Source organism: Yinghuangia seranimata (assembly GCF_029953285.1).
Classification (GTDB): domain Bacteria; phylum Actinomycetota; class Actinomycetes; order Streptomycetales; family Streptomycetaceae; genus Yinghuangia; species Yinghuangia seranimata.
The window spans coordinates 22,401-35,011 of sequence record NZ_JASAOI010000028.1 but is presented as its reverse complement, the minus strand read 5'-3'; the positions used below and the strand labels follow the sequence as shown (position 1 = coordinate 35,011).

Genomic DNA, 12,611 nt, shown 5'->3' with positions numbered 1-12,611 from the left:
ACCATCATGAGATTCACGCCGCCCGCCCGCAGCTCCCGTCGGGCGGGCGGCGTCCAGACCAGTGACCGCGCCCGCGAGGCTCCTCGGCCCGCCCCGGCGTCAGCCTGTCGGCTTCGGGGTCGGGCCCGTCAGGTTCTTGGTCAGGAACTCCAAAGCCGTCGGGACGGCCTTTTTGAAGTCCTTCGTCAGGTGCTTCGCGCCGGGGTTGTTCCACTGTTCGATGGTGGCCGGGGCCTTCACCAGGGGGAGGAAGTTCCTCGCCACACGCTGTTCTTCGGGTTCGGCGCCGCCGACGACCATCAGGATCTTGGCCGAGGACTCGCCCTTGCCGGCCAGCAGGCTCGGGTTGTTGGCCTCCCAGGCCGGGGTCTTGCCGCCCCACAGCTTGGAGTCGGGGATGAAATAGCCGCCGATCGGGACGCCGACCGAGAAGCGGTCGGGGCGCTGGAGGGCGAACTTCGCCGCGCAGAAGCCGCCGCTCGACGCGCCCATGATGCCCCAGGCCTTCGGGTCGGGGTTGGCGCGGAAGTTGGCGAGGACCATGTCGCGGACGTCCTCGGTCAGCCAGGTGCCGACCTTCGGCTGGCCGGGGATGTCCGAGCATTCGGTCTCGACGCTCTTGGCCAGCTGCATCGACGGCATGACCAGGATGAACGGGTGGGACGTCCCGGCCTTGGACATCGCCGCGATGGAGTCCTGCAGGCCGAGCTGGGCGTTGTCGGTCCACGTGTTGTAGCCGTTGCCCTCGCCGCCGGGCAGCAGGTAGAGGACGGGGAAGCGGGTGCCGGCGTACTTGGGGTCGTCGTACTCCGGGGGCGTCCACATCCAGACCTTCATGGTCACGTCGGACTTGGGCCCGTGCAGCGTGGTCAGCTGGATCGGCCGCCCGGCGGCCGTGAGCACCGTCGAGAACGCCTGGGGCGCGCCGGTCGGGGACGGCGGCGCGGTCATCGGCGGGGCGGCCGGGGTGCCCGACGTCTGGCCCGCCGGCGGGGGTGTCGAGCCGCCCGGTGCTCCGCCTGGGGTGCCCGGGGCGGACACGCCGGGCGCGGCCTTGGCGTCCGGCCGCCCGTCGGAGGCGCCCTTGCCGTCGGACGAACCGCCGGAGCAGCCGGCCGCCAGCAGGGCGGCCGAGGTGGCCGCCGCGACGGCGGCGAGCAGGCGTATTCGGCGGGCGGACGGCGCGGTCGCCCGGCGGAGGGGGGCAGTCATGGCGTCGACGATAAGCACAAAGATCAACGACGCAGAAATCCGCCAAAAGGTTCGCAAAGACCAAAGACGATCGTCATCAGCCGGTCGCGTTGTGTTCGTACGGAGGACGGCTCCGCGACAGGAAGGCCCCGTTGTCCGACAGCACGAACTGTCCCGTCGTGTGCGCCGCCAGGTCGGACGCGAGGAACAGCACCAGCCGGGCCATGTCCTCCGGCTGCGACAGCGCGCCCAGCGGGACCGACCGCAGCAGGGCCTCCTGGAAGTCCGCCGACAGCGACGCCGCGACCTGCTCGGTCAGGGTCGTGCCCGGCGCGACGGCGTTGACGCGGATCCGGTGGGGCGCCAGCTCGACGGCCAGCGTCTGCGTCAGGTGGTTGACGCCCGCTTTGGCCGCCCCGTACGGCGCGAGCCCGGGCGCGGGCCGGGTCGTCTCCCCGGAGCTGACGTTGACGATGCAGCCGCCCCGTCCGGCGGCGATCATCGCCCGCGCCTCGGCCTGGCACGAGTAGGCGGTGGCCAGCAGGTTCACGCCGACGACGTCGCGGACCGCCTGCGGCGTCCAGTCGACGAACGCGGCGGTGCCGTGGCCCGCGGTCATGCCGACGTTGTTGACCGCGATGTCCAGGCCGCCGAGCCGCGCGGCCGCCTCGGCGACGGTCGCGGCGACCTGCTCCGCGTCGGTGGCGTCGAAGGTCAGCGCGGCGGCGCGCACGCCCTCGGCGGCCACCAGGGCGGCGGTCTCCTCGGCCGCCGCGCCGCGCAGGTCCGCCACCGCGACGTCCGCTCCCGCGCGGGCGAGTTGGACGCACACCGCGCGCCCGATGCCCGCCCCGCCGCCGGTGACGAGCGCCGCACGCCCGCCCAGGTCGATGCCGACCGCCATCTCCACCACCCCATTCTTTCGAAAGACCAGACAAGCGATTCGAAATATCGAACGCAAGTCTTGATCCTGACGAGGCGTCAAGCTAGCTTCGGCGCGACGGACGAGGAACGCCCGGCCCGCCCGCCACGGGAGGCCCGGCGCCAGGACGGGAGGCGCGCGTGGACGCGGCACAGACGGCACCGCAGGCCCCGGCCGACAAGGCGCCCGACGGCGGGCCCCACGTCGACGGGGCCGACGTCCCCCTCACGCTCGCCGACGAATCCCCCGAGACGCTGTACGCCCTGCTGGAGGCCCGCGGCTGGGGCGACGGCCTGCCCGTGGTCGCCCCCACCCCGGCCCGGGTCGAGGCGATGCTCGCCGCGTACGACGGCGACCCCGACGAGGTCGTCGGCACGCTCGCCCCGCGCCTGGGCGAGGCGACCGCGCGCGTGCTCGCCGTCAACGCGGTCATGGCAGGCTGCCCGGCCGGCCTCCTGCCGCTGCTGGTCGCGGCCGTACGCGGCCTGACCGCACCGGAGTTCAACCTGCGCGGCGTCAACTCCACGACGCACCCGGTGTCCGCGATGGTCGTCGTGCACGGCGAGGCCGTCGACCGGTACGGCTTCAACGCGGGCACCGGCACGCTCGGCCCCGGCAACCGCGCCAACGCGACGCTGGGCCGCGCCGTCCGGTTCGTGATGCTGCACGTCGCGGGCGGCACCGCGAAGGGAACCGCCGCAGGCGGCCTGGGAGATGCCGCGACGCACGGCCAACCCTCCAAGTACACCTACTGCTTCGCGGAGAACACCCCCGCGAGCCCGTGGCCGGCCTACCCGCGCGCCCTCGGCCTCGACAGCGCCAGCGCGGTCACCGTCGCGGCCATGGAGAACCCGCACAACTTCCACGACATGGAAAGCCGCGAACCCGCCGGGATCCTCGGCAAGGCGGCCACCGTGATGGCGACCTTCGGCACCAACAACGCCGTGGTGTCGGACGCCGAGTACTTCGTCGTCCTCGGCCCGGAGCACGCCGCGACCATCGCGGGCGCGGGGTGGGCGCGCCAGGACGTCCAGTCCTTCCTGTACGAGAAGGCGCGCCGCCGCGCGGGCGACTTCCGCGCGCACTTCCACGCGAACCTGTGGCGCCCGTGGATGAAGGCGCTGGGCGACGACGACCTGATGCCGATGACCGACCACCCCGACAACATCCGCGTCCTGGTGTCGGGCGGACCGGGCAAGCAGTCGTTCGTCGTGCCGAGTTGGGGCCGGACGCGCAGCGTCACCGTCCCCGTCGCCTGACCCCCACTCATGTACGGAGGAGCCCCCGCGTGATCGAGATCCTCTCCCCTGAAGGCCGGGTCGGCACCGCCGCGAAGCAACTGGCCCCCAGCCCCGAGCTGTTGGCCGGGAAGCGCATCGCGGTGCTCGACAACCTCAAGCCCCATGCGGGCTACATCCAGGGCGCGATCGCCCGCCTGGTCGCCGAACGCACCGGCGCCGCCGTGTCGTTGGAGATCGCCAAGGTCAGCGCCGCGCTCCCGGCCGAGCCCGAGGTGATGGAACGGCTGCGCGCCGAGGCCGACCTGGTCATCACGGGTTCGGCGGACTGCGGTTCGTGTACGTCCTGGAGCGCGTACGACACGGTCGAACTGGAACAGCTCGGCATCCCCACCGTCCTGCTCGCCACCGCGGGCTTCACCGAGCTCGCCCGTCAGGTCAGCGGGTTGTACGGGCTTCCGGACGCCCGCGTCCTCACCGTCCCCGGCCCGCTGGGCGGTTCCTCGGACGCCGCGCTGGACGCGATGGCCGACGCCGCCGTGGAGACCGCGCTCGCCCTGTTCACCGGCACCGCCGACGCGAACAGCGTCACCGCCCCCAAGGACCCGTCATGACCGCGACCACTCCCGACGACGCGCTCGCCACCGCACTCGCCCCGCTCGCGGCCGGCCTCGCCGCCGACGACTACCGCCTCGACATCGCGCACACCGGCGAGTTCGCCGTCACCCTCACCGTGGTGGCGGGTCCGGGCGCGTGCGCGGACTGCCTCGTGCCGCGTGACATCACGCGCCGCATGGCCGAGCAGCGTCTCGCCGAAGTCCGGCGCGGCGCATGGACGGTCGACGTCCGCTACCCCGGAGACCCGACAACCCCGTGACCCAGTGAGCCCGTGACCCAGTAAGCCCGTGAGCCCGTGAGCCCGCGCCCGAGCGAGCCCGACCGGCCCCGCCACTCACAAAGCCAGCTCGGCCCCGTTCACGTGCACGTGCTTCCCCACCCACTCACCCGATCCGAACGCCTTGACCACGTCCGGATTCGCCGTCGTCGCGACCGTCCGCGACTCCCCCGGCACGGCGACGACCGCGATCGCCAGGTCGGCCCCGTCCGGGCCCGCGCCGGTCGCGACGGTGTAGCCGTCGACCGCGCCGAGGCCCTTGTAGTCGCCGACCACGTTGCACGTGGTCGCCGCCTCGGTCGTGCGCGCCGACAGGTCCTCGCCGTGGAACGGCGTGTCCGACGGCGCGTTCGACCACACCGCGCCCGCCTGCTTGGTCACCATGCCGGACACACACGTCACGTAGCCGGTCGCGCCCGCGTCGCCTGCGCGCAGTTCCTTGGCCATGGCCACGGTGGAGTGCAGCACGTAGCTGTTGAGCGGCCCGCCGGCGAAGGGCATGCCGCCGGTCACCGTGAGGTCTTCCCGCTCCCCCAGCCCGAGTTCGGCCATCTGCATGCGAACGGCCGCCGGGAAGCAGCTGTACAGGTCGACGTACGTCGCGTCCGCCGCCGAGACGCCGGTGTACGCCGCCAGGAACGCCCCGACCGCCGCGAAGCCCGGCGAACGGTGCAGCGGCGTGCGCGCCACGATCGGGATCATGAGGTTCGACTCGGCCGCCGCGAGCGGGAACACCCAGCGGTCGCGCGGCACCCCGAACCGTTCGGCGGCCTCGGCCGAGCACAGGATCAGCGCCGCCGCCTGGTCGACGCCGGAGCGCGAGCAGTGCGAGCGGGTGTACGGCAGCGAGAGCATCGGGTTGGCGGGCGACGCCGTCGCGATGTCCTCGGCCGCGACCGGGGCCCGGTGCCAGGCGTCGGGGTTGTCGACGGCGCGGGCGGCGAACCGCGACCACAGCTCGGCGACCTTGGCGGCGTGCTCCTCGGGCGTGAGGCCCTCCGCGTACCGGAGCGCGGTCTCCAGGATCGCGTACTGCCGTACCGGCACCGGGAGCCCGCGGTCGATCTCGATGCGGTGCAGGATGTCGCCGCCGGGGCTGAGCACCTGGTCGGGCGGCACGTTCGGGAGCGGCTTGGCCATGGACGGAAGGCCGGTGCCGCGCAGTCTGCGGTCGCGGTAGGCGGCTTCACCGCCCGCGACCAGGGCCACGTCGGTGTCGCCGGCGACGATGCCGGTGATCGCGCGCGTCAGCAACGTCTGTTGCAGCACCCCGAGTTCGGCGACGAGGGTGCGGGCGGAGGCGGCGCCGTAGCGCTCGGCTATCCGGCGTCCCGGATCGCCCGGGCCCCACATGCCGCGCGGTATCAGCACCCGGTCGACGGAGCCGAGCAGTTTGGTGCCGCCCGCGGGCGCGCCGGAGTCCTCGGCGGCGGCACCGGCGGCGCGGGCCGTCAGCTCGACGGCGTCCAGCCCGCCGCCGGGCTGGTCGACGCGCTGCTGGACGGCGGCGACGCCGACGAGCACGGGGGTGCGCGGATCCATCGTCATGGCCTACTCCCTGCCTCGGGGACCCGGTGGTTCGAACGTGGACGCGAAGCGGACGCAGACAGAGATACATGCACCGATGCAACGGTTCAAGCCGGAGACCGGCCTGTGGACCCCGTCAGAGGCGTTCACGAAGGGGCGCGCCGGTGTCCGTGGGCGCCCCGGACCCGGGGACGGCCCTGAGACGACCGGGCCTTTCGCCTCATCCTTGAGGAGTACGTGTACGTCTCCCGACCCACTGGCGGAGGCCGAAGATCGCCGACCTCGGGTGGACGCCTCGTGTCGGCGCCGACGCATAACGTAGGGCATGTCACGAGCCGCCCCCACCAGGAGCGGTCCCGAACGAATCGAGAAGTGCCATGACGAGCCCCGCCACCACCTCCCGCCCGTCGCCCCCCACCGCCCATATTCGTGAGCGCTCCGCGCTCGCTCTTTCTTTCGCCGCCGACACCGACGCGCCCCGGTTCTCCGCCGGCCCCGCGTCCTCCTACGCCCACGGCCCGCTGCTCGCGATCATCGCGCGCCGCCGCCGGTACGCGAGGAGTGTCGCGACGACGCGGGTGACGGCGGCGCTGCGCCGCGTGGCGTAACCCCTCCGACAGCCGAAGCGGCCCCGCACACCACCCGGTGTGCGGGGCCGCTTCGCGTCCGCCGTGGTGCGGGGCGTCAGCTCACGAAGGTGATGCGGTTCGCCGCGGGGACCGCGAGCGGCGAGGCCGCCGACGAGTGCGCGCCGAGGTACGCGGTGAGCGCCTCGAGGTCGGACACGCCGTTGAGCTTGGCGGTGCCGGTCTTGAAGGCCGGGAAGCCGTCGCCGCCGCCGGCGAGGAACTCGTTGCACGAGACCCGGTAGGTCGCGGCCGGGTCGATCGGCACGCCGTTCAGCTTGACGGAGCCCGCGACGATGCGCGCGGCGCCGGTCTGCTTGGAGTCGACCGAGTACGTGAGCCCGTCGGAGATCTGCAGGAAGCGCGGCGACGCGGCGTTCGAGCCGGAGACCTGCTGGGCGAGGACGTCGAGGACGGCCTGCCCGGTCAGCGTCTGGGTCACCATCATGTTGGTGAACGGCTGGACGGTGAACGCCTCGCCGTACGTCACGACGCCGTCCCCTTCGGTGCCGGCCGCCTTGTACTGGAAGTCGGAGCGGATGCCGCCGGGGTTCATGAACGCGATCTGCGCGGCGCCCTTGTCGGTGGCCTTGGTGGCCTCGAGCTGGGCGTCGGCGATGACGTCGCCGAGCGGGGACTCCGCCGTCTTGGCGCCGCGGCCGAGGACGTCGGCCGCTATGTAGCCGACGGGGCGGTTCGCGACCGGCGCCGCGATCGTGTTCCACTCCCCGATGAGGTCGGTCATGTCCTTCGCCGGCTGGGTGTCCCGCGTGACGATCTTGTTGACCGCGGTGACCCCGGTGCGGACGATGTCGCGCGTGCGCTTGTCGTAGGTCAGCTGGATGTCGGTGTACTCGCGGCCGAACGACGCGCCGCTGGTGACCAGGCGGGGGTTGCCCTTCGGGTCGGGGATGTTGCACACGTACGACTGGTGCGTGTGGCCGGTGACCACCGCGTCGATCTCGGGGTCGAGGTTCTTCGCGATGTCGACGACCGGGCCGCTGAGGCCGAGCGAACCGCCCGCGTTGCAGTCGTAGTTGTAGATGCCGCTGGACGGCAGGCCGCCCTCGTGCAGCAGCACGACGATCGACTTGATGCCGACCGCCTTGAGCAGCTTGGTGTAGAAGTTGGCGGTCTCGACCTCGTCCTTGAACTTGAGGCCCTTGACGCCTTCCGCGGTGACGACGTCCGGCGTGCCCTCCAGGGTCATGCCGATGAAGCCGACGAGGGCGCCGTTGACGTACTTGACGGTGACCGGGGCGAGGATCGGCAGGCCGGTCTTCTCGTCGAGGACGTTCGCCGCCAGGTACGGGAAGTTCGCGCCCTGGAACTTGTAGTCCGGCGTCGGGGAGTAGCAGCCGTCCTTCGGGTGGCAGCCGCCGCGCTGCATGCGGAGCAGCTCGGCGCGGCCCTCGTCGAACTCGTGGTTGCCGACCGCGCTGACGTCCAGGCCGATCTTGTTGAGCGCCTCGATGGTCGGCTCGTCGTGGAACATGCCGGACAGCAGCGGGCTGGCGCCGATCATGTCGCCGGCCGCGACGGTGAGCGAGTTGGGGTTCTTGGCCCGCTCGGCGCGCAGCTGGGTGGCCAGGTACTGGACGCCGCCGGCGAACGGGCCGACGGGCTTGCCGGTGACGGGGTCGTACCCGGTGGTGACCATGCCGGCGGAGCCCTGCGGGGGCTCGAGGTTGCCGTGCAGGTCGTTCAGGGCGAGCAGCTGGATGTTCATGGTCGACGCGGGGGCGTTGCCGCCGTGGGCGGCGGCCGCCGTCCCGGTCCCCGCGGCGCTGCCGAGCAGGCCGGCCACGGCGACCGCGGTGCACGCGAGCCAGCCGCGGCGACGTCGTCGTGCGGTCATGAATCCCCTCCCAAGGGCGCGTAGATGCCGCACGACCCTAGGGTCTACGCGCGTCCGGTCCAAGATGTGTGTTGTAAATCCCCGGTAAGAGGTGGCGAATTCCGCCGGGGATTCGGACATTCGGTGCGAACGCGCGGACCGGGGCCGGCGCGGGACGGCGGACGACCCGTCCCGCGCCGGGTGCTACCTGCCGTCGGCCACCTCGCGCAGGCCGTCCGCCGCGGCGCCCTCGGACAGCACCGCCGCGCGGATCGAGTCCAAGGGCGCCTTGTACGTGCCGCCGCGCGGGTTCCCGGCGTCCAGCTCGCGGTTGAGGTTCACCACCCGGAACGGCGGCCCCGGGTCGGAGAACTGCGGCAGGAACTCGGCCTGGTCGACGGCCCACACGCCGTGCGCGTCGCGCGCGAACGTGAAGCGGGCGATGGAGCTGTAGTTGCCCTGCAGCTTGTCCTGGCCCGGGAAGTTCGCCATCTGGTCGCCCATGCCGTACACCACCCAGGTGCCGTTGACCTTGGCGTACGGCTGCGGGACGTGGTTGTGGGTGCCGAGGATCAGGTCGATGTCCTTGCGGCCCGTGCCGTTCGAGGTGTCCGTCGACGCGGTCAACTCCTGGGCCCACGCCAGCTGGTCCGAGTCGGGCTTGCGCTGCCACTCGGTGCCCCAGTGCAGGCTGAGCACCACGACGTCGGCCCCGGCCCGACGCGCCGCACGGGCCTGCTCGACGATGCGCGGGACGTCGATGACGTTGACCGCCCACGGCTTGCCGGCGGGCAGCGGGATGCCGTTCAGCGCGTACGTCCACGCCAGGTGCGCGACCTTGACGCCCTTCACGTCGAAGATCGTCGTCGTGGCGGCCTCGTCGGCGGTCCGGGCGGAGCCGGCGTGCTTAAGGCCGACGCGGTCGAACTCGTCGAGCGTGCGCTGGATGCCGTCGAAGCCGTCGTCGAGGGTGTGGTTGGACGCCGTGGAGCAGCCGTCGTAGCCGGTGTCGAGCAGGGCCTGCGCGATCTGCGGCGGGGCCTTGAAAGTCGGGTAGCCGGTGAACGGTCCGCCGGGCTTTCCGTACACCGTCTCCATGTGGCAGATCGCGACGTCGGCGGTTTGGACGACCGGGGCGACGCCCGCGAAGATCTTGTGGAAGTCGTAGCCCTCGCCCGCGGCGTCGGTCTGCGCCTGCTGCATGATCGACGGGTAGGCCAGCACGTCGCCCGTGCCGACCAGCGTGAAGCGCGACGCGGCGGCGGGGACGGCGGCGGCCTGGGGCGGCGCGGAGGACGGCGCGGCGGCCGCCGGCGCGGGCTTGCCCCGGCCGTCCGCGCCCGCGTTGCGGCCTTCACCGCCGGACGAGCAGGCGGCGAGCACACCGGCGCAGGCGAGCATCACCACCGCGGTGCGGAACACAGGCGGTCGCATCCGGTCGGATCTGAGAACGTCGGGCATGACGGATCGGTCTCCCCGTGAAAGCTCGCGCGAAATGAATGGGCGTGGGTAGACGGCCAAATGCCCTTATCCGTTGCACAAGCGGCGAAATGCCCGTTCCCGCTGCACGAACCGTGACACGGGCGGTTTGCGTTTGCGCGGCGCGCCGCGCCGGGCCCAGGGTGAACTTGCGATCAATCAACCCGCTCAGCTGATGGAGAACCATGCGCGCGACCGTGATCAACGGGCCAAAAGCGATCAGCGTCGAACACGTGCCCGACGCCGAGGTGCGGAATCCGACCGACGCCGTGGTGCGGGTCACCCACGCGTGCATCTGCGGCAGCGACCTGTGGGCGTACCGCGGGGTGGCGGCGCGGGAGCCGGGGCAGCGGATCGGGCACGAGTTCCTGGGGGTCGTGGACGCCGTGGGCGCCGCCGTCACGGGGATACGGCCGGGCGACCGGGTGGTGGCGCCGTTCGTGTGGGCCGACGGCGTGTGCGACTACTGCGCCGACGGGCTGTACACCTCGTGCCCGCACGGCGGGTTCTGGGGGCAGCCGGGGTCGGACGGCGGGCAGGGCGAGGCCGTGCGCGTCCCGTTCGCCGACGCGACGCTGGTCCGGCTGCCGGACGGCACGCCCGACGAGCTGCTGCCCGCGGTGCTCGCGCTCTCCGACGTGATGGGCACGGGGCACCACGCGGCGGTGTCCGCGCGGGTGCGTCCGGGCGGCACGGTGGCGGTCGTCGGCGACGGCGCGGTGGGCCTGTGCGGCGTCCTGGCGGCGCGGCGGATCGGGGCCGAGCGGATCGTCGTGCTGGGCCGCCACGAGGCGCGCACGGACATCGCACGGCGCTTCGGCGCGACCGACGTGGTCCCCGAGCGCGGTGACGCGGCCGTCGAGGCGGTGCGCGAGCTGACCGGCGGCGAGGGCGTGCACTCGGTGCTGGAGGCGGTGGGCACCGAGGACGCGATGCGCACCGCGATCTCGATCGCGCGGGACGGCGGCGCGGTCGGATACGTGGGCGTGCCGCACGGCGGCAGCGCGGGCGTGGACATCCGGCAGATGTTCAACCGGAACATCGCGCTGGGCGGCGGCGTGGCGCCCGTGCGGGCCTACCTGCCGGAGCTGCTCGCGGACGTGCTCGCGGGGCGGCTCGACCCCTCGCCCGTGTTCGACCTGGAGATCGGCCTCGACGAGACCCCGAAGGGCTACGAGGAGATGGACGAACGGCGCGCGCTGAAGGTGATGATCAAGCTCTGAGGCGCGCGGGCCCGGGCGGTGGACACCGCCCGGGCCCGCGTCGTTCCGCCGTCAGTCCTGGATGCCCGCGGCCTCCAGGTACGCCCGCAGCACGAGCTGCGCGATCGAGCCGTGCGCCCCGAGGGGCTCGGCGGCGGTGATGTCGGCCTCGGCCGCGGCGTTCTCCACGACCTTCGGGTCGAGGTCGGGGCCGAGGACGTACGGCGCCAGGGCGATGCGCTCGGCGCCCATCTGGCGCAGCCGCGCGGCCGCGTCGGCGACACTGCCCGCGACGTCGAAGTCGGCCGTGACGACCGGCAGCGCGAGCCGGGCGGCGAGCAGCACACCCGTCATGTCCGCGGCCTGCACCGCGTCGGGCCCGCCGGTGGTCGCCAGGATGATGCCGTCGGCCGCCGTGACCACGGTGAACAGCCGCGCGCGGTCGGCGCGCGCGAGGCCCGCCTCCGACAGCCGCTCGTGCAGCGCCTCGGCGAGCAGCGGGTGCGGGCCGAGCGTCTCGGTGACCAGCAGCGGACGGCCGGCGGCCTCGGCGGTCGCGCGTATGCGGCCCTCGACCTCGGGGTTCGGGCCGATCAGCAGCGGGACGATGACCGGGGTGGCGGCCTCCGCGTCGGGCTCCTCGGCGGCGGGCTCCTCACGAGCCTCGGCGGCCTCGACGGCCTCGGCGAACTCGACGGCCTCACCCGCCTCGTCGGTCTCCGCCGGGACCTCGGCCGCCGACCCGCCGGCCGGCCCGAGGACCGGCGTCAGGTCGGTCGCGCCCTCGCCCAGCAGGGCGGGGCGGATGTCCAGGCCGGGGCGGCCAGCGCGGGCGAGCAGGGCGACTTCGCGGACGAGTTCGTCCAGCGCCGGGTTCCCGGGGCCCGGGACGGCCAGGACGAGCGGTGGCGCGCCTTCCGGGATCTCCGGTGCTTCCGGTCTGCGGTGCCGCCCGCCCGATCGGGACTGCGGCACGCGGCTGGGCAGCGCCTGGCCTCGGGTGGGAAGGGGGGATGCTGCGTCAGGGGAAGTGCTCATGTTCGCGGATGCTATTGATTCGTTTGTAGGACATCACGCCCCGGGCGGGAATCGTTACCCGCGCTTGTACAACAAACCGGGGCAAATACCCATCACCTGAGGGGTGCTTTCCGGTCCCGGGGCGCGCCGGACCGCCGCGCGCCGCGCCGGTGCGGCGAGGCGGACGCGGCGTGCGCGGAACGGGGTCAGGCCCCCGCCTCCAGGTCTGGTACGGCGGTCATTTCGACGATCAGGCCGTCCTCGTCGAGCCGGAACAGCTCGGTCGCGAGCACGACGACCGGGTTCTCGCCGATGGTCAGCGCGAGCCGGAACTGGAACGCGGCGTAGGCCCCGGTGACGGTGACCGGGCCGATGAGCTCGGCCTTGGGCTGCAGCGGCAGGATCGACGCGTAGAACGCGCGGATGTCGTCCCGCCCGACCTTCGGCGGCGAGCCGATCGGGTCGTTGACGGTCGGCTCGGCGGCGTACGCGGCCATGATGCCGTCGAGGTCCGCGGCGGTCAGCTGGGCCAGGTAGTTGTCGACGGCGGCGAGGGCCTTGGCGCGCTCGGGCATGGCGCTCCCTACGGGTGGGTACGGAACCGACGGACCGCACCCTAGGGGCACTGCTTGACCTCAACAAGGGTTTCGTGTGTGCAGCGTGCCGGTGCGACGCGG

At 73.0% G+C, this 12,611-nt stretch carries 12 protein-coding genes; 5 read left to right on the top strand and 7 right to left on the bottom strand.

The annotated features are described in order from the left end of the window. Positions 1–99: 99 nt before the first annotated feature. Positions 100–1,212 (bottom strand): alpha/beta hydrolase, encoded by a 1,113-nt coding sequence (locus tag QI554_RS18480; protein ID WP_281471152.1) that lies wholly within the window; start codon positions 1,210–1,212, stop codon positions 100–102. Positions 1,213–1,288: 76 nt separating this feature from the next. Next, on the bottom strand, positions 1,289–2,095 hold the full coding sequence (locus tag QI554_RS18475; protein WP_281471320.1) for an SDR family NAD(P)-dependent oxidoreductase: 807 nt from the start codon (positions 2,093–2,095) through the stop codon (positions 1,289–1,291). Positions 2,096–2,253: 158 nt separating this feature from the next. Between QI554_RS18475 and QI554_RS18470 the strand changes: the two genes are divergently transcribed. Genes QI554_RS18470 through QI554_RS18460 form a run of 3 tightly spaced genes read left to right on the top strand, consistent with a single transcriptional unit; the run spans position 2,254 to position 4,228 of the window. Beyond that, on the top strand, positions 2,254–3,372 hold the full coding sequence (locus tag QI554_RS18470; RefSeq protein ID WP_281471151.1) for a hypothetical protein: 1,119 nt from the start codon (positions 2,254–2,256) through the stop codon (positions 3,370–3,372). Positions 3,373–3,401: 29 nt separating this feature from the next. Further along, on the top strand, positions 3,402–3,965 hold the full coding sequence (locus tag QI554_RS18465) for a UGSC family (seleno)protein (RefSeq protein WP_281471150.1): 564 nt from the start codon (positions 3,402–3,404) through the stop codon (positions 3,963–3,965). Then, the gene (locus tag QI554_RS18460) at positions 3,962–4,228 is read left to right on the top strand and encodes a hypothetical protein (RefSeq protein ID WP_281471149.1); all 267 of its coding nucleotides are present in this window, start codon (positions 3,962–3,964) and stop codon (positions 4,226–4,228) included. The genes QI554_RS18465 and QI554_RS18460 overlap by 4 nt, the downstream gene beginning before the upstream one ends. Positions 4,229–4,303: 75 nt before the next feature. Here QI554_RS18460 and QI554_RS18455 read toward each other — a convergent pair whose 3' ends face one another. Next, positions 4,304–5,794 (bottom strand): hypothetical protein, encoded by a 1,491-nt coding sequence (locus QI554_RS18455; protein ID WP_281471148.1) that lies wholly within the window; start codon positions 5,792–5,794, stop codon positions 4,304–4,306. 356 nt (positions 5,795–6,150) lie between these two features. On the opposite strand from QI554_RS18455, the gene QI554_RS18450 reads away from it, so the two are divergent. Continuing rightward, positions 6,151–6,381 (top strand): hypothetical protein, encoded by a 231-nt coding sequence (locus tag QI554_RS18450; RefSeq protein ID WP_281471147.1) that lies wholly within the window; start codon positions 6,151–6,153, stop codon positions 6,379–6,381. Between the two features lie 76 nt (positions 6,382–6,457). Here QI554_RS18450 and QI554_RS18445 read toward each other — a convergent pair whose 3' ends face one another. Then, positions 6,458–8,257 carry a bifunctional metallophosphatase/5'-nucleotidase gene (locus QI554_RS18445; RefSeq protein WP_281471146.1) on the bottom strand — a complete coding sequence of 600 codons (1,800 nt, stop codon included), beginning with the start codon at positions 8,255–8,257 and terminating at the stop codon, positions 6,458–6,460. A gap of 183 nt (positions 8,258–8,440) precedes the next feature. After that, positions 8,441–9,670, bottom strand: coding sequence for a CapA family protein (locus tag QI554_RS18440; RefSeq protein ID WP_281471145.1), 1,230 nt, complete (start codon positions 9,668–9,670; stop codon positions 8,441–8,443). Between the two features lie 230 nt (positions 9,671–9,900). Here QI554_RS18440 and QI554_RS18435 point away from each other — a divergent pair, with 230 nt between their 5' ends. Further along, positions 9,901–10,938, top strand: a complete 1,038-nt coding sequence (locus tag QI554_RS18435) for a zinc-dependent alcohol dehydrogenase family protein (RefSeq protein WP_281471144.1) — start codon at positions 9,901–9,903, stop codon at positions 10,936–10,938. 51 nt (positions 10,939–10,989) lie between these two features. On the opposite strand, the gene QI554_RS18430 is transcribed toward QI554_RS18435, so the two are convergent. Together QI554_RS18430 and QI554_RS18425 are read right to left on the bottom strand one after the other, a co-directional pair. Then, the gene (locus tag QI554_RS18430; RefSeq protein ID WP_281471143.1) at positions 10,990–11,955 is read right to left on the bottom strand and encodes a sirohydrochlorin chelatase; all 966 of its coding nucleotides are present in this window, start codon (positions 11,953–11,955) and stop codon (positions 10,990–10,992) included. Positions 11,956–12,140: 185 nt separating this feature from the next. Continuing rightward, entirely contained in the window at positions 12,141–12,509 is a 369-nt protein-coding gene (locus QI554_RS18425; RefSeq protein WP_281471142.1) for a nuclear transport factor 2 family protein, read from the bottom strand. Positions 12,510–12,611 lie beyond the last annotated feature (102 nt).

What these genes read in the sequence shown, in the direction of transcription:
- QI554_RS18480 (WP_281471152.1), bottom strand. Translation starts at nt 1,212, where the DNA reads ATGACTGCCCCCCTCCGCCGGGCGACCGCGCCGTCCGCCCGCCGAATA.
- QI554_RS18475 (WP_281471320.1), bottom strand. Translation starts at nt 2,095, where the DNA reads ATGGCGGTCGGCATCGACCTGGGCGGGCGTGCGGCGCTCGTCACCGGC.
- QI554_RS18460 (WP_281471149.1), top strand. Translation starts at nt 3,962, where the DNA reads ATGACCGCGACCACTCCCGACGACGCGCTCGCCACCGCACTCGCCCCG.
- QI554_RS18455 (WP_281471148.1), bottom strand. Translation starts at nt 5,794, where the DNA reads ATGACGATGGATCCGCGCACCCCCGTGCTCGTCGGCGTCGCCGCCGTC.
- QI554_RS18450 (WP_281471147.1), top strand. Translation starts at nt 6,151, where the DNA reads ATGACGAGCCCCGCCACCACCTCCCGCCCGTCGCCCCCCACCGCCCAT.
- QI554_RS18445 (WP_281471146.1), bottom strand. Translation starts at nt 8,257, where the DNA reads ATGACCGCACGACGACGTCGCCGCGGCTGGCTCGCGTGCACCGCGGTC.
- QI554_RS18440 (WP_281471145.1), bottom strand. Translation starts at nt 9,670, where the DNA reads ATGCGACCGCCTGTGTTCCGCACCGCGGTGGTGATGCTCGCCTGCGCC.
- QI554_RS18435 (WP_281471144.1), top strand. Translation starts at nt 9,901, where the DNA reads ATGCGCGCGACCGTGATCAACGGGCCAAAAGCGATCAGCGTCGAACAC.
- QI554_RS18430 (WP_281471143.1), bottom strand. Translation starts at nt 11,955, where the DNA reads ATGAGCACTTCCCCTGACGCAGCATCCCCCCTTCCCACCCGAGGCCAG.
- QI554_RS18425 (WP_281471142.1), bottom strand. Translation starts at nt 12,509, where the DNA reads ATGCCCGAGCGCGCCAAGGCCCTCGCCGCCGTCGACAACTACCTGGCC.